Here is a 17,029-nt window from a genome sequence, read left to right as displayed (position 1 = left end):
TGCGGCAGGCGGCCAGCTCAAATTCGGCCGGCTTAAATTCAGCATGATCAGATGTGATAGATATCGATCAACTGGTGGATGTAGTCGTTCTTCAGCACCACTTTCTTGCGCACGATCAAGGGCTCGCCACCGCTGGTATCGAGGCTGCTCGTATCCAGGGTGTAGAACGAGGTGCCGAAATAGCTGTCGGTGGTCTTGTAACGGTGGCTGAGCGTGTGCCAGTTGAAGCGCAGGTCGATGCGGTCGCCTTCGCGCGACAGCACTTCGATATTGCTCAGGTTGTGGCCCGTACGCGTCTCCGGCAGGCTCGCGCTGGAACGCTCGGTCTTGATCCGGAACACGCGGTCTTCCAGCCCCTCGCGGTTGGGGTAGTAGATCAGCGAGATATCGGTCTGCGGGTTCTCGACCAGGGTGTCGTCGTCGTCCCAGGCCGGCATCCAGAACTCCACCTTGGGCGAATAGCACTGCAGCCAGGCGTCGAAGTCGCGGTCGTCCAGCAGGCGTGCCTCGCGATACAGGAATGCGGCGATCTGCTCATGCGTCAGGCTCATGCCGACACCTCCGCATCGGCCTGCTCCGCGGCGAGCGCGCGCGCCATCACCTCCGACCAGTAGCTGTGCTGCTTCAGGTACAACCCCTCGTCCTCGGGGTGGGTGCCGCTGATCAGCGGCTTCAGGCCCATCGCCGTGGCGTTGTCGTCCGCGCCGTCGATCCAGTGGCCGTCGGCGCCGCGGCTGAGGTCGTTCCATGGCGCGGCAATGCCCTGGTAGCCCTGCTGGCAGGCGCGGAACTCTTCCAGGTCGTCGGGCGTGCCCATACCACTGACGTTGAAGAAGTCCTCGTATTGGCGGATGCGCAGCGCGCGCATGTCCGCGCTCTCGCCCTTGGGCGCGAAGCAGTAAATGGTGACCTCGGTCTTGTCGACCGCGATCGGGCGCACCACCCGAATCTGGGTGGAGAACTGATCCATCAGGTAGACGTTCGGGTACACGCACAGGTTGCGGGTCTGGTTGACGATGAAGTCGGCCTTGTCCTGCCCCAGCTTCTCGGCCAGCGCCTCGCGATGCGCATACACCGGCCGGACTTCCGGATTCAGCAGTTGCGTCCACAGCAGCAGGTGGCCGTGCTCGAAGCCGTACACGCCGCCGACCGCCTTGGACCAGCTGTTGGCGTCCACGGCCTGGGTGCCGCCTTCCTCGTAATTGCGCCGGCCCATCGTGGCGGCGTAGTTCCAGTGCACCGAACTGACGTGGTAACCGTCGGCACCGTTCTCGACCTGCAGCTTCCAGTTGCCGTCGTAGGTGTAGCTGGAGCTGCCGCGAAGCACCTCGAGCCCGTCCGCCGCCTGGTCGACGATCTGGTCGATGATCACCCGGGTCTCGCCCAGGTGCTCCTCCAGCGGCAACACGTCGGCGTTGAGGCTGCCGAACAGGAAGCCGCGGTACGAGGCGAACTTCGCCACCTTTTTCAGGTCGTGCGAGCCGTCGGTGTTGAAGCCCGGCGGATAGGCGCCGGTCTTGGCGTCCTTGGCTTTGAGCAACTTGCCGCTGTTGCTGAAGGTCCAGCCGTGGAACGGACAGGTGAAGCTGCCCTTGTTGCCGCGGTTGCGGCGGCACAACATCGCGCCACGGTGCGCACAGGCGTTGATCAGCGCGTGCAACTCGCCTTGCTTGTCGCGGGTGATCATCACCGGCTGGCGACCGATGTTGGTGCTGAAGTAGTCGTTGTTCTCCGGGATCTGGCTTTCATGGGCCAGATACACCCAGTTGCCCTCGAAGATGTGGCGCATCTCCAGGTCGAACAGCGCTTCGTCGGTGAAGATGTCGCGGCGGGCGCGGTACACGCCACTGTCGGCGTCTTCGACCAGGGCGGCGTCGATCAACCGGGAAACGCGGGGGGAATTCTCGATGACGGCGGACATGGCGAGCTCCTGCACGTTAGCGACGTGCGTGGCGTGTGCGGCGCCACGCGAGACGACTCGCGGGTACCGGACTGGACAAGACCCCGGCAGCATCTGCCGGGGTTTCAAGGGCTGACTTGAAAGATCAGGCGGCGGCGCGTTTGCGCTCGACCACGCTGTCGGGCACGGACTCGGTCTTGGGCACGAGCACGAAGTCGAACTCGATCTCGGCAAACGGGCCTTCCAGGCCCCGCGCCTTGATCGCGTCGGCGTCGTCCACCTGCTTGATCGCCGGCACCAGGTCGTCGCGGGTGGCGAAGGCGAAATCGTCGTGCAGGTACTCATCACCGTCGATGTTGATCTGCGTGGTCAGGTGACGGCAGCCATCGGCATTGATGAAGAAGTGGATGTGCGCCGGGCGCTGGCCGTGGCGGCCGACTGCGTCGAGCAGGTTCTGGGTCGGGCCGCCGGGCGGGCAACCGTAACCAGCCGGAACGACGCTGCGGAACTCGTAGTTGCCGTCGGCGTCGGTGCGGATCGTGCGGCGCAGGTTGAACGCGCTCTGGGTCGAGTCGAAGAACGAGTACATGCCCTTGGTATTGCAATGCCAGATCTCGACGGTCGCGCCCGGCAGCGCCTTGCCGCCCGCGTCGCGCACCTGGCCGTGCATGACCAGCAGTTGGCCATCCGGATCCGGATCGATGTCCAGGCGGGCCTTGCCTTCGCTCACCGGCGCGCCGGCCACGTACAACGGACCCTCGATGGTGCGCGGGGTCACCCCGGCGATGCCGGCCGCGGCATCGGCCGCGTCCATGCGCATGTCGAGGTACTTCTCGAAGCCGAACCCGGCGGCGGCCAAACCGGCTTCACCGGCAGCACCGAGCTCGTTGATGTAGTTCACCGCGGTCCAGAACTCGTCCGGGGTGACGTCGAAATCTTCGATGGTGCGGAACAGGTCGCCCAGCACGCGGTGCAGGATCTGCTTGGTGCGCAGGTTGCCTTGGGGCGTTTTGCCTTCAGCCGATTTCAGACCGCTGCAGGTCTCGAGGAAATCCCGCAGCTCGGCGGTGTCGATGAGTTTGACCGTCATGGTGTTGCCCTCTTTCGGTTCGTCTTGCTGGGGTTGTGGCGAGTAGCTGGGGGTGATGCGATGACCGATTCAGCGGTCGTCGTCACGGATCGCGGACGGGTGACGGCACAACGGCATCACCTCGATCTGCATGTAGGGGTACAGCGGCAGCGCCATCAGCAGCTCGTGCAGCTCGGCGTTGCTTTCAACGTCGAAGATGCTGACGTTCGAGTACTGGCCGACGACGCGCCAGATGTGGCGCCACTTGCCGCTTTGCTGGAGTTGCTGCGACAGCGCCTTCTCGTCGGCCTTGAGCGTGGCGACGGTGTCGGCGGGAAGGTCGCGCGGGATGCGCACATCCATGCGGACATGAAAAAGCATGGTCAGGCTCCTTGGGATGAGGTGGTGGAAACAGGTGCGATCGCGGCGGGGACGCTGAGCGTGCGGCGTACCGCGTCGCGGCGGAAGAACTGCACCCGCTCCTCGTCTAGGTCGATGCCCAGGCCGGGGCCGGTCGGAACGGTCAGTTGGAAGTCGCTGTAATCCAGCGGCTGGACAAGGATCTCTTCGGTCAGCAGCAATGGCCCGAACAGCTCGGTGCCCCACTGCAGGTTCGGGAAGGTGCTGAAGACATGCGCCGCGGAAGCGGTGCCAACCGATCCCTCCAGCATCGTGCCGCCATACAGCTCGATGCCGGCAGCGTCGGCAATCGCGCCAATCTGCTGCGCGGCAAACAGGCCGCCGGCCTGCTCGGTCTTGATCGCAAATACATCGGCCGCGCCGGCACGCGCCAGCTCGTAGGCGCTGTGCGGGGTACCGACCGACTCGTCAGCCATCAGCGGAATCGCGAAGCGTCGCGCCAACCGCGCCAGCGAAGCGGCGGTCGCCGTCGGTTGCTCGACCAGATCGCAGCCGACATCGGCCAGCGCCGGCAATCCACGCGCGGCGGCTGTCTCGCTCCAGGCCATGTTGACGTCGACGCGGACGCTGGCGCGGTCGCCAACCGCACGCTTGATCGCGGCCACGTGGGCGACGTCGTCGGCCACCGCACGCATGCCGATCTTCAGCTTGAACACGTCATGGCGGCGAAGCGCCAACATCTGCTCGGCCTCGGCGATGTCGAGTGCGGTATCGCCCGAAGCGAGCGTCCACGCCACCGGCAGGCGATCGCGCACGCGGCCACCGAACAGTTCCGACAGCGGTATGCCCAGCCGGCGGGTGTGGGCATCCAGCAACGCGGTCTCGACGGCGCACTTGGCAAAGTGGTTGCCCTTCACGTGCTTGCCGATCTTCGCCATCAGCAGACGCACCTGCGACAGGTCGGCGTCCTTCAGCAGTGGCGCGATATAGGTATCGATGGCGAGCTTCATGCTTTCCGGGCTTTCCGGCCCGTACGACATGCCGCCGATGGTGGTGCCCTCGCCGATGCCGACGCTGCCGTCGGTGGCGTGGATCCGAACCAGCATCAGGGTCTGGGCATGCATGGTCGCGACCGACATCCGATGCGGCCGGATGGTCGGGATATCCAGCAGCAGGGTCTCGACGCGTTCGACGCGAACCTGGGTCTGGCGGAAGTGGGGAATATGTGGCATGCCCCGATTCTTCGGCCCTCCCGCGTGCCAAGTCCAAGACTATTACAGTCTTATTTCATACCCAAAAGGTATGATCTAACTGCATAACGCCCGAATGCAGTGTTTATTGCGCTGCAGCATCCACCCCATACCCCAGTCGAAGGTAAAGCTGAATGGAGCTCCGCCAGCTACGTTATTTTGTCGCGGTCGCCCAAACGCGCAACTTCACCCGGGCGGCCGAGCAGTTGCATATCGCCCAGCCACCACTCAGCCGCCAGATCCGGCAGCTGGAGGACGAACTGGGCGTGCAACTGCTGCTGCGCAACAGCCGGCCCTTGCGATTGACCGACGCGGGGCGGGTATTCCGCGAGCAGGCAATGCAAATCCTGGCCCGGGTGGAACAGATGAAAACCGCGACCCAGCGCACTGGCCGGAACGAGCGCAGCGTGCTCGCGATCGGCTTCGTCGCCTCCACGCTTTACAGCGGCATGCCGCTGCTGGTGCGCCGATTGCGCCAGCAGCGCCCGGAGCTGGACATCCAGTTGCTAGAAATGATGTCGATGGATCAGATCGAGGCCTTGAAGACCGGGCGCATCGACGTCGGGTTCGGCCGCGTCCGCGCGATCGACCCGGCGGTGGAGCGCATCGTGATGCGCGAAGAGCGGCTGGTGGTCGCCCTGCCCCCGACCAGTCCGCTGGCAGGCGGCACCGGCCCGCTATCGCTGAGTGCGGTCACCGGCGAAACCTTGATCGTCTACCCGAAGGAACCCCGCCCCAGCTTCGCCGACCAAGTGCTCTCGCTGTTCGCCGACCAGGGCCTGCGGCCAAAAGAAACCCAGGAAGTCCGCGAACTGCAGACCGCACTGGGCCTGGTGGCGGCGGACATGGGCGCCTGCATCATCCCCAGCTCGGTGCGGATCCTGCGCACCGACCTGTGTTATCGCGACCTGGCAGACGATCACGCCACCTCGCCGATCATCATCAGCTACCGCGCCAACGACCACTCGCGCGACATCGACCTGGTGAAACGCTTGATCGGCGAGATGTATGCCGAGGAGCCGGCCTGGCTCGACGGCGGCCCGCAGCGGACGGACACATGACGGAAACCGGCGTCAGAGTCAGAGGTTTCCCCCGCAGCCATCTTCAGACCTTGACCGCGTTCGCAGCTCCAGGCTGTCCGCTTTCGATCATGAAAGCGGACAGGACAACCCCGCCTACAAGGACGGGTTGATCAGATACTTCTCGCCGGTCGACTTGCGCTGGTACGCGGCCAGGATCTCTGGCTGGAGCGCATCGGTGAGGCTGATGGTCTTTGTGTAGTGACTGGCGAAAGTCGTTGTCAGCTCATCCACGACGCGTTGGCGCATCCGCGCCGCGACCTCCTGACCCGCCTTCTGCAGGAACGGGAAAAGCAGCCATCCGCCGACGTTCCATGAAAAACCGAAGGTCCGGTTGATCACGGTCGGGCCCGTGTCCAGGGCGCCGTAGATATAGACCTGCTTGAACGCGTCCGAGCCGTAGCGGCTGTAGGTGCTGACGCCGCGGATGGCGACCGTTTCCATCGCCTGCAGGATCTGGCCGGCCAGCGTGCCGCCACCAATGGCGTCGAAGCCGATCGTTGCGCCGGTTTCCTCGATCGCCTCGGTCAGTTCGGTCTGGAAGTCGGGCGAACTGCTGTCGACAATGTGAGGTGCGCCGATCTCGCGCAGAATCGCCGCCTGCGCCTTGCTGCGCACGATATTGACCAGCCCGATACCGTCCGTGAGGCAGATCCTGTTGAGCATCTGGCCCAGGTTCGAAGCGGCGGCGGTCTGCACGATGGCGCTGTGCCCCTCAGCTTTCATCGTCTCGGTGAAGCCAAGCGAGGTCAGCGGATTGACGAACATCGACGCGCCGTCCGCGACGTCCACGTCATCGGGCAGCAAGATGCAGTCCTGCGCCCGCAGCTTGCGCACTTGCGTGTACATCCCGCCGCCCAGCATCCCGACCTTTCTGCCAAGGAAATGCTGCACATCGCGGCCCGCCTTGACGACGGTGCCCGCGCCTTCGTTGCCAACCGGCAGCGATTGATCCAGCCGACTGCGAATGGCCGCCAGACGCTGCTGCGGAATGTCGGCGACCAGCACCGGCCGCTCCGGCGTGCCTTCGGCCCGGACGGTCGATACATCGGCAGGGCCGAGCAGGAGCCCAAGGTCGGATGGATTGATGGGGGTGGCCTCGACCCGCACCACCAGCTCATCCGGGCCGGGCTCATCCAGGGTGACCGTCTCCAGACTCAGGCGAAGCTGTCCCTCGGACGTCGCCAGCGATCGCAATTCCAATCCATTCATCGCCTTGTCCATCTCTGCCACCTCATTGGGGCTGCTTAATGTCGAATACCAGCAGCGTCGACGTGGCCGTCGCACACAGCCGGCCCTCGCCGTCATGCAGCGTCGCCTCGGCGAAAGCGACGCGTCGCCCCATCGAGATAACACGGCCGACCGCGCGCACCGTCCCGCTGTTGTCGGTCAGCGGACGCAGATACGACACCTTCAGTTCGAGCGTGGTGTGCCCGCGCCCGGCGTCGAGCTGGCTGTGGACGGCAATGCCGCAGGCACTGTCGAGCAGTGTCGCCGCATAGCCGCCGTGCACCGAGCCGAGCGGGTTGTAGACGGTCCGATCAGGCACGCCTTCAAACACGGCATGGCCGCGATCGACCTCGACCAGGGTGAAGCCGAGCGTTTCGCCCATCGGCGGCTGGTTGGCTCCGGCCACCATCAGGACGCGAAGCTGCTCGAGGCCGTTGAGCGCGCCGTCTCCCCACGTATCCACGGCGCTCACCACGGCTCGTGGAAGGGCCGGACTTCGGCGAGGAACGACCACGCGTCGCGCGGCTGATGTGCCAGGTGAAAGACCTCGCCCGCGATCGAGGCGGGGGAGATGAAGAAATCGTCCGCCGCATCGGGCAGCCGCTCGCGCTGCCACGGCACGTCGATCACCGCGTCGATGATGAGGTAGGCGACGTGCACACCCTTCGGCCCCAGGTCGCGGGCCAGCGATTCCGCCAGGATCCGTTGCGCCGCCTTGGTCGGCGCGAACCCGGCAAAGCCCGCCCTGCCACGCTGGGCGGAGGTATTGCCGGTCACGATCAGCGCACCCTCGCCAGCCGCCACCATCGCCGGTGCGGTCAGCCGGGCCAGGTTGAACAGCGCCATCGTGTTGATGTCGAAGTTCTTCTGCAGCGTCTCCGCCTCGATCTCCATGAACGTGCCGAACGCACCGCCCACGGCGTTGTGGACGACCACCTTCGGCATGCCGACGTCGGCGATCGCCTGCTCGAGCGCGGCCACGTCCGTCACGTCACACGGCACGGCGATGGTGTCGGGGATCTCCCTTTCCAGCGCCGCGAGGCGATCCGCATCGCGCGCCAGCATCGCCACGCGGTAGCCGCCCTCGGCGAAGCGCCGCACCAGGGCAGCGCCGGTGCCGGGGCCGACTCCGGTCACGAGGGCGAGTGGTTTGGTGGTCTTGTTGGTCATGCTGATTCCTCCAGGAGCGCGATGTGTTCGCGCACAAAGTCGAGACGGTCGTTGCCGAAGAACATCGCGTCGCCGACGAACATGGTCGGCGAACCGAATACGCCGCGTTCGGCGGCTTCGCCGGTGTTGGCGTCGAGTTGCGCAATCGTTTCGGGCACGTCGATCCGCTTGGCGATCGCGTCGGCGTCAATCCCGGCCGCGGCGATGACGGCGAGGATGTCGTCCTTCGTGGCGAGCGTCTTGCCCTCGCTCCAGCACGCGCGGTACAGCGCCAGCGTGATCGTCGCGGCATCCGCCGGCGACGCCGCCGCCAGCACCGCACGCGAACAGGCATTGCCATCGTTCGCGCGCATGTCGGATGGGTTCAGCGCGATACCGTAGCGCTGCGCCCAGCGCGCCAGGTCGTCGCGGGCGTAGCGCCCTTTGGCGGCGCAGGTGAGCGTGGTCGGCACGTTGCCGACCTCCTCCATCAGCTTCAGCACCATCATCGGCCTGAGTGCGATGTCGACGCCCATCTCGCGTAGCTGCGTGAAGGCAAGGTAGCTGTACGGGCTGCGGAAATCGTAGAAGAGTTCGATCGATCGGGTCATTGGGCTGCTCCTGTGGCGAGGTTGTCGAGAAGGTGGCGGGTGCGGTCGTCGGCCCCGGGGCCGGGGCGAAGCTGGGCGCGGTCCCGAGGAACCGCAGCGCCGGTCTCGGGATCGACCAGCGCCAGGACGACCGGTCGCCCGGTCTCGCCATCGACCATCTCCACGGTCGGCGCGCCAAAACCGCTCGCATCCCAGCGGTCGCCCCATTCGCGCAATGCAACGCTGACCTTCCACAGGTCGCGGCCCTTGGCTGTCAGCCGGTATTCGACGCGTGGCGGCCTTTCCTGATACCGCGACTGTTCGACGATGCCGTGCTGTGTCAGATGTTTGAGGCGCGCAGCCAGCGTAGCGGTGGGAATTCCAGTGCTGTCACGCAACTCGTCATGGCGACCGAGCCCGAACGACAGGTCGCGGATCAGCAGCAGTGTCCAGCGATCACCGATCAGCTCGAGTGCGCCCGCGATGGAGCACCTCATTCCCGCGAAAGACTTCACTTTCATATTGCCGACGCCTAGTTACTTCAATAATTGAAGTATAGGTGTTTCTGGACTTTTGTCGAGCACATCAAGTCATCGCGACAGTCCGCCAGACCGCCATTTCCAACGAAGCCCTGCGCTCACATGAGCTTCAACCGGCAGCTGCAATGCTTGCGCGCGCTATGCGCACAGAAACTCGTCAAACATGATCGCCAGATGGCTTCCGGGCGCCATTCAAAACGAACCCGCGCGAGACCGGCGATCGAAAGTGTGTGATGGCTCACGGAACGTCACGCGCGCATTCAGTTTCACGCGATCACTCCATTGACATAAAAAGAATGATCGTTCATTCTTCTCCGGTTCGGGCGGCTTGACCGCCCTCTTTCTATTCACTCCATTGAGCCTACTCCCATGTCCAGGTCCCCACGCCGCTTGGTTCTCCTGCCGTTGGCACTCACCGTCGCCCTTGCTGCCTGCGGCGGCGATGAGGCATCGCAACAGCCACCGCCCGCCGCGGTAACCGTGGTCACCATGAAGCCGGAAACGGCGACCCTGACGCGCGAGTTGCCGGGCAGGATCAACGCTTTCCAGATCGCCGAGGTTCGCCCCCAGGTGTCGGGCATCGTCGATAAGCGTCTGTTCACCGAGGGCGGTCTGGTAAAGGCGGGACAGGCGCTGTATCAGCTCGACAATGCCTCCTACGAAGCCAACGCCAACAGTGCCCGGGCGCAGCTCGCACGCGCGCAGGCAACCCTGGTGTCGGCCAAGCTGACCGCCGCCCGATCGGGCGAACTGGTCAAGATCGATGCCATCAGCAGGCAGGACAATGAAAACGCCACGGCGGCGCTGAGCCAGGCCAAGGCCGAGGTCGCCGCTGCCCAGGCCGCGGTGCAAAGTGCCGAGGTGACCTTGGGTTATGCCCGGATCAACTCGCCGATCAGCGGCCGCATTGGCAAGTCCTCGGTCACCAAGGGCGCCCTGGTGACGGCCAACCAGCCCGAAGCGCTGGCGACCGTCCAGCAACTCGATCCGATCTACGTCGACCTGACCCAATCGGCCAGCGAACTGCTGCAATTGCGCAAGGAGCTGGCGGCGGGCACGTTGGAAGGCGCGCGCGACCTGCCGGTGACGATCCTGCTGGAGGATGGCACGCCGTTCGACCAACAGGGCAAGCTGGCGTTTGCCGAGGTCAGCGTCGATCCCGGCACCGGCAGCTACTTATTGCGCGTGGTGGTAGACAACCCCGATCACCTGTTGCTTCCCGGCATGTATGTACGGGCGGTGATCGGAAAGGGAGTACGCCAGAACGCGATCCTGGTGCCGCAGCAGGGCATCACCCGCGACCCCAAGGGCCATGCCACCGCGATGGTGGTCAACGCCGAGAACAAGGTCGAGGTGCGCCCGGTCACGGTCAGCCAGACCGTCGGCAACAAATGGCTGGTCGAAAGCGGCCTGGCTGCCGGCGACAAGGTGATCATCACCGGGCTGCAGAAAGTGCAGCCCGATGCCGCGGTGAACGCTACCGAGGCCGGTGAGCAGGCCGAACAGGCCACCGGCGAAGCTGCGCCCGAGGATGCCGAGCCGGCGACTGCGAAACCAGAGCCCGGCACGCCCGAGGTCACCAACCCCGACGCCGCCAACCCCGCTGATGCGGCCACGCCGGCGGCCGATGCCCCGGCCTCGCAGCAGTAAGCGGAGAACTTCATGGCACATTTCTTTATCGATCGCCCCATCTTTGCATGGGTCATCGCGATCATCATCATGCTGGCCGGCGGACTGGCGATCTTCACCCTGCCGATCTCCCAGTACCCGACCATCGCGCCGCCCACGGTATCCATTGGCGCGACCTACCCCGGCGCCTCGGCGAAGGTGGTCGAGGACTCGGTGGTGCAGATCATCGAGCAAAACATGAAGGGCCTGGACGGTCTGTTGTATTTCTCATCCACCAGTGAAGCCAGCGGCCGCGCCTCGATCACCCTGACGTTCGAGAACGGCACCGACCCCGACACCGCCCAGGTGCAGGTGCAGAACAAGCTGCAGTCGGCCATGCCGTTGCTGCCGCAGGAAGTGCAACGCCAGGGCGTGAACGTCAGCAAGTCGTCCAGTGGTTTCCTGCAGGTGATCGGCTTCGTGTCCGAGGACGGCAGCATGTCCAAGGACGACATCTCCGATTACGTCGGCGCCACCATGGTCGATCCACTCAGCCGGGTACCCGGCGTGGGCGACATCCAGGTGTTCGGTTCCAAGTACGCGATGCGAATCTGGCTGGATCCCAACAAGCTCGACACCTACCACCTCACTCCCGCCGACATCACCGCCGCGGTGCAGGCGCAGAACGCGCAGGTCGCGGTCGGCTCGCTGGGTGGCGCTCCCGCGGTTGAAGGCCAGCAGATCAACGCCACCATCACCGCACAGGATCGGCTGCAGACGCCGGAGCAGTTCCGCGACATCGTAGTGCGCAGTAATGCCGACGGCTCGGTGCTCAAGCTGGGCGACGTCGCACGGGTGGAGATGGGCTCGGAGAACTACGAGTTCATCTCCCGCTACAACGGCCAGAACGCAACCGGCGTGGCCATTTCGCTGGCCACCGGCGCCAACGCCCTCGATGCAGCCGCAGGCGTCAAGGCGACACTGGATGAGTTGACGCCGTTCTTCCCGCCAGGCCTGAAGGCAGTCGTTCCGTTCGACACCACGCCGTTTGTGAAGGTGGCGATCAAGGGCGTCATCATCACCTTGCTGGAAGCGATCGTGTTGGTGTTCCTGGTGATGTATCTGTTCCTGCAGAATTTCCGCGCGACATTGATTCCCACCATCGCGGTGCCGGTAGTCCTGCTGGGCACCTTCGGCATCCTGGCGGCATTGGGCTTCTCGGTGAACATGCTGACCATGTTCGCGATGGTGCTGGCAATCGGATTACTGGTTGATGACGCCATCGTGGTGGTCGAGAACGTCGAGCGGCTGATGTCCGAGGAAGGCCTGTCGCCACTGGAGGCGACGCGCAAATCGATGACCCAGATTACCGGCGCGCTGGTCGGCATCGGCCTGGTGCTGTCTGCCGTATTCGTGCCGATGGCCTTCATGTCCGGGTCGACCGGCATCATCTACCGACAATTCTCCGCCACGATCGTGTCGGCGATCGGGTTGTCGGTGCTCATCGCCATCGTGCTGACCCCGGCGCTGTGCGCCACCATGCTCAAGCCCATCAAGAAGGGCGAGCACGGCAAGACCACCGGCTTCTTCGGCTGGTTCAACCGCCACTTCGACAACAGCAGCAAGAAGTACCGGCGCGGCGTATACGGCATCATGGGCCGCTCCAAGCGTTTCCTGGCGATCTTCCTGGCCCTGGTCGTGGTGATGGGCCTGCTGTTCGTGCGCCTGCCCAGCTCGTTCCTCCCGCAGGAGGATCAGGGCATCCTGTTCGCCCAGATCCTGGCCCCGGTGGGAGCGACCCAGGAGCGGACGATGGAGTCCATGGAGAAGCTGGAGAACTACTTCCTGGAGGACGAGAAGGACAACGTCGAATCGGTGTTCAGCGTGCAGGGCTTCAGCTTCGGCGGCACCGGCCAGAACAACGGCATGGCCTTCGTCAAGTTGAAGGACTGGGGCGAGCGCACCAGCGACGACGCCAGTGCCACCGCGATTGCCGGCCGCGCGATGGTCGGGCTTGCCGGCATCCAGGACGCATTCGCGTTCGCCTTCGCCCCGCCGGCCATCCCCGAGCTGGGCACGGCCGCCGGTTTCACCTTCTACCTCAAGGACAACGCCGCGCAAGGGCACGATGCACTGATCGCGGCGCGCAACCAGTTGCTGGGCGCGGCCGCCCAGAGTCCGGTGCTGGTCAACGTACGTCCGAACGGCCAGGAGGACTCGCCGCAGTTGCGACTGGATATCGACCAGGAAAAAGCCAGCGCGCTGGGCCTGTCGACCGCCAACATCAACTCCACCTTGTCGGCGGCCTGGGGCGGCCAGTACATCGATGACTTCATCGACCGTGGCCGCGTCAAGCGCGTGATGTTGCAGGCCGATGCGCCATTCCGCATGGTGCCCGAGGACTTCAACCAGTGGTCGGTGCGCAACAACGCCGGCGAGATGGTGCCGTTCTCCGCCTTCGGCACCTCGCGGTGGGCGTATGGTTCGCCGCGTCTGGAACGCTACAACGGCGTGTCCGCGGTCCAGATCCAGGGTGAGGCCGCGCCAGGGGAAAGCTCGGGCGAGGCCATGGACACCATCGAGACGCTCGCCGCGCAACTGCCGGAAGGGTTCGCCATCGAATGGACCGGCTTGTCCTATCAGGAACGCGAGGCCGGTGCGCAGACGCCATTGCTCTACACGCTGTCGCTGCTGATCGTATTCCTGTGCCTGGCTGCGTTGTATGAGAGCTGGACGATCCCGACCGCAGTGCTGATGGTGGCGCCACTGGGGATCCTGGGCACCGTGCTGGCGGCCTCGTTGAGTGGCATGGAACGCGACGTCTACTTCCAGGTGGCGATGTTGACCACGGTGGGACTGACCAGCAAAAACGCGATCATGATCATCACCTTCGCCAAGGACTACATGGCCGAAGGCATGGAACTGGTGCAAGCCACCATGCAGGCTGTGCGCGACCGTCTGCGGCCGATCCTGATGACCTCGCTGGCGTTCGGCATGGGCGTGCTGCCGCTGGCCCTCGCCAACGGTGCGGGCTCGGGCGCACAGAATGCGATCGGTACCGGTGTGCTCGGCGGCATGATCGTCGGCGTGATACTGGGCCTGTTCTTCGTTCCCCTGTTCTTCCTGGTGGTCGAACTGCTGTTCAACCGCGACCTGCGCAAACCCGCCGCTGCCGCTCTCGCCGGAGACGACAACCATGCATAAGCCACTGATCACCGCCTTGGCGCTGGCGACGAGCCTGTTCGTCTCCGGTTGCGCCATGCTCGAGCCCCGGGTACCTGAGGCGGCACCGGCGATTGCCGCCGACTGGCCGTTGCCGCCGACCACCTCGACAAGCTCACCAACGCCGGTGACCGGAGCCTCCACTACGCTCCCGGTTGCCGATATTGGCTGGCGCAACTTCTTCGTCGATCCCGCGCTGGAGCAGCTGATCGCTCTGTCGCTGGAGAACAACCGCGACCTGCGGGTGGCGATGCTCAACGTGGAGCGCGCCCGCTCCCAGTACCGGATCCAGCGGGCCGATCGGATGCCATCGCTCGGCGTGACCGGACAAATGGAGCGGATCGGCGGCGATGTAACGACCAGCGAGACCTACTCCGCCAACCTGGGAATCGCCGAGTTCGAACTCGATCTGTTCGGACGCGTGCGCAACCTCAGTCACGCCGCATTGCAGCAGTACTTCGCCACCGAGGAAGCCCGTCGCAGCGCCCAGCTGGCACTGATCGCGCAGGTCGCCAACACCTACCTCGCCCTCTCGGCCGACCGCGAACTGTTGCAAATCTCAGAAGCGACGCTGGCAAGCCACCAAGCTTCATACAAACTGACCCAACAGCGTCATGAGCTCGGCGCCTTGTCCGCACTGGAGGTCAACCAGGCCCGTACGGTGGTCGAAACCGCGCGCTCCGACGTGGCCCGGTTCGCCGGCCAAGTGGCGCAGGACACCAATGCGCTGACCTTGCTGGTGGGCAACCCCATCGGTACGGAATTTCTGCCCGACGCGTTCCAGCCGCAGGTGAGCGGGCTGGATGCCCTGCCCGCCGGCCTGCCCTCGGAAGTGTTGTTGCGCCGGCCCGACATCATGGCCGCCGAACACCAGTTACTTTCCGCGAATGCCAACATCGGCGCTGCCCGCGCGGCGTTCTTTCCGTCGATCAGCCTGACCGGCAGCATTGGCTCCACCAGCACCGAGTTGTCTGGCTTGTTCGATGGTGGCACCAGCATCTGGAGCTTCGTGCCGCGGATCAACCTGCCGATCTTCCAGGGTGGCCGCCTGCGCGCCAACCTGGGCATGGCCACCGCGGACCGTGATATCGCACTGGCCCAATATGAAAAATCGATCCAGGTCGGCTTCCGTGAAGTCGCCGATGCGCTGGCACTGAGCACGACTCTGGCGGACCAGCGGCTTGCACAGGAGGCCCTGCTGGAGGCGGCGACCCGTGCGCACGAACTCTCCCAGGCCCGTTATGACGCCGGACGGGACAGCTACCTGATCCTGCTCGATGCCCAGCGGACGTTGTATGCAGCCCGCCAATCCCTGGTGGCGACCCTGTTGTCCGAGCAGGCCAACCGGATCACGCTATACAAGGTGCTCGGCGGCGGGTGGTATGAGCAAAACCCCTGACCCCCTGGCCATGAGCGAGGAGGCACTGGTCACGGCGAAGGGCGAAGCCCGCGTCGAAGCCCAGCGCGAACGGATCCTGGCTGCGGCGCAGAAGTGCTTCATCGAGCACGGCTTCCACGGCGCCAGCATGGCCAACATCGCCGAGACCGCCGGCATGAGCGCCGGGCTGATCTACCGTTATTTCGCGAGCAAGAACGAAATCATCCTGGCGATCGTGCAGCACCAGCTCGAGCTGTTTTTGCACGACGTCCAGCTCAACCGCCAAGTCGACATGACTGCCGAGATGATCGGCAGTTTCGGCACCACCTGCCGCAGGGGTCCGCGCGGCATGAGCCCGGCGCTGCTGCTGGAGATGTCTGCCGAGGCCACCCGTGATCCCTCCATCGCCGCCGCGCTGGACGGTTTCGACACCGTATTGCGCAAGGTAATGACGGAGTGGCTGAGCGACAGCCCCGAAAACGGCGGGCTCGGGTTGTCAGCCGATCTGGCCCCGTCCCGCGCCCTGATGCTGCAGTTGCTGTTTGAAGGGCTGAAAGTGCGCGAGACCCGCGAGCCCAAACTGGACCGGGCACTGTTGGCTAAGGCCTTGCAGGATTTCGTGCCGCTGCTGCTCAGCCCCTAACCGGGATCGATCCGCGGGCCTGGCCATCCGCAGAAACACGCAAAAGGAATCTCCATGAACAAGCGTCCCCTTGGCCGTAGCGGCCTGCAGATCGCACCGCTGGTATTCGGCGGCAACGTATTCGGCTGGACGGTGGATCAGCCGACCGCCTTCACCCTGCTCGACCGCTTCATCGATGCCGGCCTGAACGCCATAGACACCGCCGACGTGTACTCCACCTGGGTGCCCGGCAATCAGGGCGGCGAGTCAGAGACCATCATCGGCAACTGGCTCAAGGCAGCCCCCGCCCGGCGCGAGAAGACCGTCATCATCACCAAGGTCGGCTCGCAGATGGCCCCCGACCGCAAGGGCCTGTCGGCGAAATGGATCATTACGGCTGCCGAAGACTCGCTGCGCCGGCTGCAGACCGACCGCATCGACCTCTACCTGAGCCATCAACCGGATCCGGATACGGCGGTGGAGGAAACCCTGCGCGCCTACGAGCAGCTCATCGCCCAGGGCAAGGTGCGGGCCATCGGCGCCTCCAACCTCGATGCGGCACAGCTTCGCGAGGCTCTCGCGGTGGCATCGGAAAAGAACCTGCCACGCTACGAGGTTCAGCAGCCCGAGTACAACCTCTACGACCGCGCCGGCTACGAGGCCGGACTGCGCGATCTTTGCATCGCCGAAGGCCAGGGCGTGATCACGTACTACAGCCTCGCCTCGGGCTTCTTGTCGGGCAAGTACCGCTCCAGCGACGATCTGGGCAAAAGCGTGCGTGGCCAGGGCATTGCCCGGTATCTCGACGCGCGTGGCCTGAAGATCCTGCAGGCACTGGACACGGTGGCGGCAAACCACGACGCGACGCCGGCCGAAGTCGCTTTGGCTTGGCTGATCGCGCGTGAAGGCGTCACCGCACCGATCGCCAGCGCTACCACAATCGAGCAGCTCGACAGTCTGGTTCGCGCAACCCAACTGGCGCTCCCGGCGACCGACACCGCCCTGCTCGATAGCGCCAGCGCGTAAAGTCGCC

16 protein-coding genes are annotated in these 17,029 nt (G+C 64.9%); 6 read left to right on the top strand and 10 right to left on the bottom strand.

The features are described 5' to 3' along the window. Positions 1 to 47: 47 nt before the first annotated feature. The 5 genes from benB to ACW5DN_RS03300 all read right to left on the bottom strand — a co-directional run bounded on the left by benB (position 48) and on the right by ACW5DN_RS03300 (position 4,561). Complete coding sequence (gene benB, locus ACW5DN_RS03320; RefSeq protein WP_456961337.1) at positions 48 to 551, bottom strand: benzoate 1,2-dioxygenase small subunit; 504 nt, start codon at positions 549 to 551, stop codon at positions 48 to 50. Further along, positions 548 to 1,921, bottom strand: coding sequence for a Rieske 2Fe-2S domain-containing protein (locus ACW5DN_RS03315; RefSeq protein ID WP_456961336.1), 1,374 nt, complete (start codon positions 1,919 to 1,921; stop codon positions 548 to 550). The genes benB and ACW5DN_RS03315 overlap by 4 nt, the downstream gene beginning before the upstream one ends. Positions 1,922 to 2,045: 124 nt before the next feature. Continuing rightward, complete coding sequence (gene catA / locus ACW5DN_RS03310) at positions 2,046 to 2,990, bottom strand: catechol 1,2-dioxygenase (protein ID WP_456961335.1); 945 nt, start codon at positions 2,988 to 2,990, stop codon at positions 2,046 to 2,048. Between the two features lie 69 nt (positions 2,991 to 3,059). After that, a complete protein-coding gene (catC, locus tag ACW5DN_RS03305) occupies positions 3,060 to 3,350 on the bottom strand; it encodes a muconolactone Delta-isomerase (protein WP_456961334.1) in 291 nt (96 codons plus the stop codon). 2 nt (positions 3,351 to 3,352) lie between these two features. Next, on the bottom strand, positions 3,353 to 4,561 hold the full coding sequence (locus tag ACW5DN_RS03300; RefSeq protein WP_456961333.1) for a muconate/chloromuconate family cycloisomerase: 1,209 nt from the start codon (positions 4,559 to 4,561) through the stop codon (positions 3,353 to 3,355). Positions 4,562 to 4,713: 152 nt separating this feature from the next. Here ACW5DN_RS03300 and ACW5DN_RS03295 point away from each other — a divergent pair, with 152 nt between their 5' ends. Beyond that, the gene (locus tag ACW5DN_RS03295; RefSeq protein ID WP_456961332.1) at positions 4,714 to 5,640 is read left to right on the top strand and encodes a LysR family transcriptional regulator; all 927 of its coding nucleotides are present in this window, start codon (positions 4,714 to 4,716) and stop codon (positions 5,638 to 5,640) included. A 114-nt stretch (positions 5,641 to 5,754) separates the two neighbouring features. Here the strand turns inward: ACW5DN_RS03295 and ACW5DN_RS03290 are convergent, their stop codons facing one another. From ACW5DN_RS03290 to ACW5DN_RS03270, 5 genes are read right to left on the bottom strand one after another with little or no spacing between them, the layout of a single operon-like run. Beyond that, positions 5,755 to 6,966: a zinc-binding dehydrogenase gene (locus ACW5DN_RS03290; RefSeq protein ID WP_456961331.1), complete on the bottom strand. Its 1,212-nt coding sequence runs from the start codon at positions 6,964 to 6,966 to the stop codon at positions 5,755 to 5,757. Continuing rightward, positions 6,893 to 7,360 carry a PaaI family thioesterase gene (locus tag ACW5DN_RS03285; RefSeq protein WP_456961330.1) on the bottom strand — a complete coding sequence of 156 codons (468 nt, stop codon included), beginning with the start codon at positions 7,358 to 7,360 and terminating at the stop codon, positions 6,893 to 6,895. The genes ACW5DN_RS03290 and ACW5DN_RS03285 overlap by 74 nt, the downstream gene beginning before the upstream one ends. After that, positions 7,357 to 8,058 carry an SDR family NAD(P)-dependent oxidoreductase gene (locus tag ACW5DN_RS03280; RefSeq protein ID WP_456961329.1) on the bottom strand — a complete coding sequence of 234 codons (702 nt, stop codon included), beginning with the start codon at positions 8,056 to 8,058 and terminating at the stop codon, positions 7,357 to 7,359. The genes ACW5DN_RS03285 and ACW5DN_RS03280 overlap by 4 nt, the downstream gene beginning before the upstream one ends. Continuing rightward, positions 8,055 to 8,648, bottom strand: a complete 594-nt coding sequence (locus ACW5DN_RS03275; protein ID WP_456961328.1) for a 2-hydroxychromene-2-carboxylate isomerase — start codon at positions 8,646 to 8,648, stop codon at positions 8,055 to 8,057. The genes ACW5DN_RS03280 and ACW5DN_RS03275 overlap by 4 nt, the downstream gene beginning before the upstream one ends. Continuing rightward, the gene (locus ACW5DN_RS03270) at positions 8,645 to 9,124 is read right to left on the bottom strand and encodes a winged helix-turn-helix transcriptional regulator (RefSeq protein WP_456961327.1); all 480 of its coding nucleotides are present in this window, start codon (positions 9,122 to 9,124) and stop codon (positions 8,645 to 8,647) included. Before ACW5DN_RS03270 ends, ACW5DN_RS03275 begins: the two co-directional genes overlap by 4 nt. Before the next feature lie 411 nt (positions 9,125 to 9,535). Between ACW5DN_RS03270 and ACW5DN_RS03265 the strand changes: the two genes are divergently transcribed. Genes ACW5DN_RS03265 through ACW5DN_RS03245 form a run of 5 tightly spaced genes read left to right on the top strand, consistent with a single transcriptional unit; the run spans position 9,536 to position 17,022 of the window. Then, a complete protein-coding gene (locus ACW5DN_RS03265) occupies positions 9,536 to 10,816 on the top strand; it encodes an efflux RND transporter periplasmic adaptor subunit (RefSeq protein WP_456961326.1) in 1,281 nt (426 codons plus the stop codon). A gap of 12 nt (positions 10,817 to 10,828) precedes the next feature. Continuing rightward, positions 10,829 to 13,978 carry an efflux RND transporter permease subunit gene (locus ACW5DN_RS03260; RefSeq protein WP_456961325.1) on the top strand — a complete coding sequence of 1,050 codons (3,150 nt, stop codon included), beginning with the start codon at positions 10,829 to 10,831 and terminating at the stop codon, positions 13,976 to 13,978. Then, complete coding sequence (locus ACW5DN_RS03255) at positions 13,971 to 15,395, top strand: efflux transporter outer membrane subunit (RefSeq protein ID WP_456961324.1); 1,425 nt, start codon at positions 13,971 to 13,973, stop codon at positions 15,393 to 15,395. The genes ACW5DN_RS03260 and ACW5DN_RS03255 overlap by 8 nt, the downstream gene beginning before the upstream one ends. Continuing rightward, on the top strand, positions 15,379 to 16,017 hold the full coding sequence (locus ACW5DN_RS03250; protein ID WP_456961323.1) for a TetR/AcrR family transcriptional regulator: 639 nt from the start codon (positions 15,379 to 15,381) through the stop codon (positions 16,015 to 16,017). Before ACW5DN_RS03255 ends, ACW5DN_RS03250 begins: the two co-directional genes overlap by 17 nt. Positions 16,018 to 16,071: 54 nt before the next feature. Further along, entirely contained in the window at positions 16,072 to 17,022 is a 951-nt protein-coding gene (locus tag ACW5DN_RS03245; protein WP_456961322.1) for an aldo/keto reductase, read from the top strand. The last annotated feature ends 7 nt before the right edge of the window (positions 17,023 to 17,029 follow it).

The sequence above is a fragment of the Lysobacter sp. A289 genome (assembly GCF_054072675.1).
This window is presented reverse-complemented; position numbering and strand designations above follow the sequence as displayed.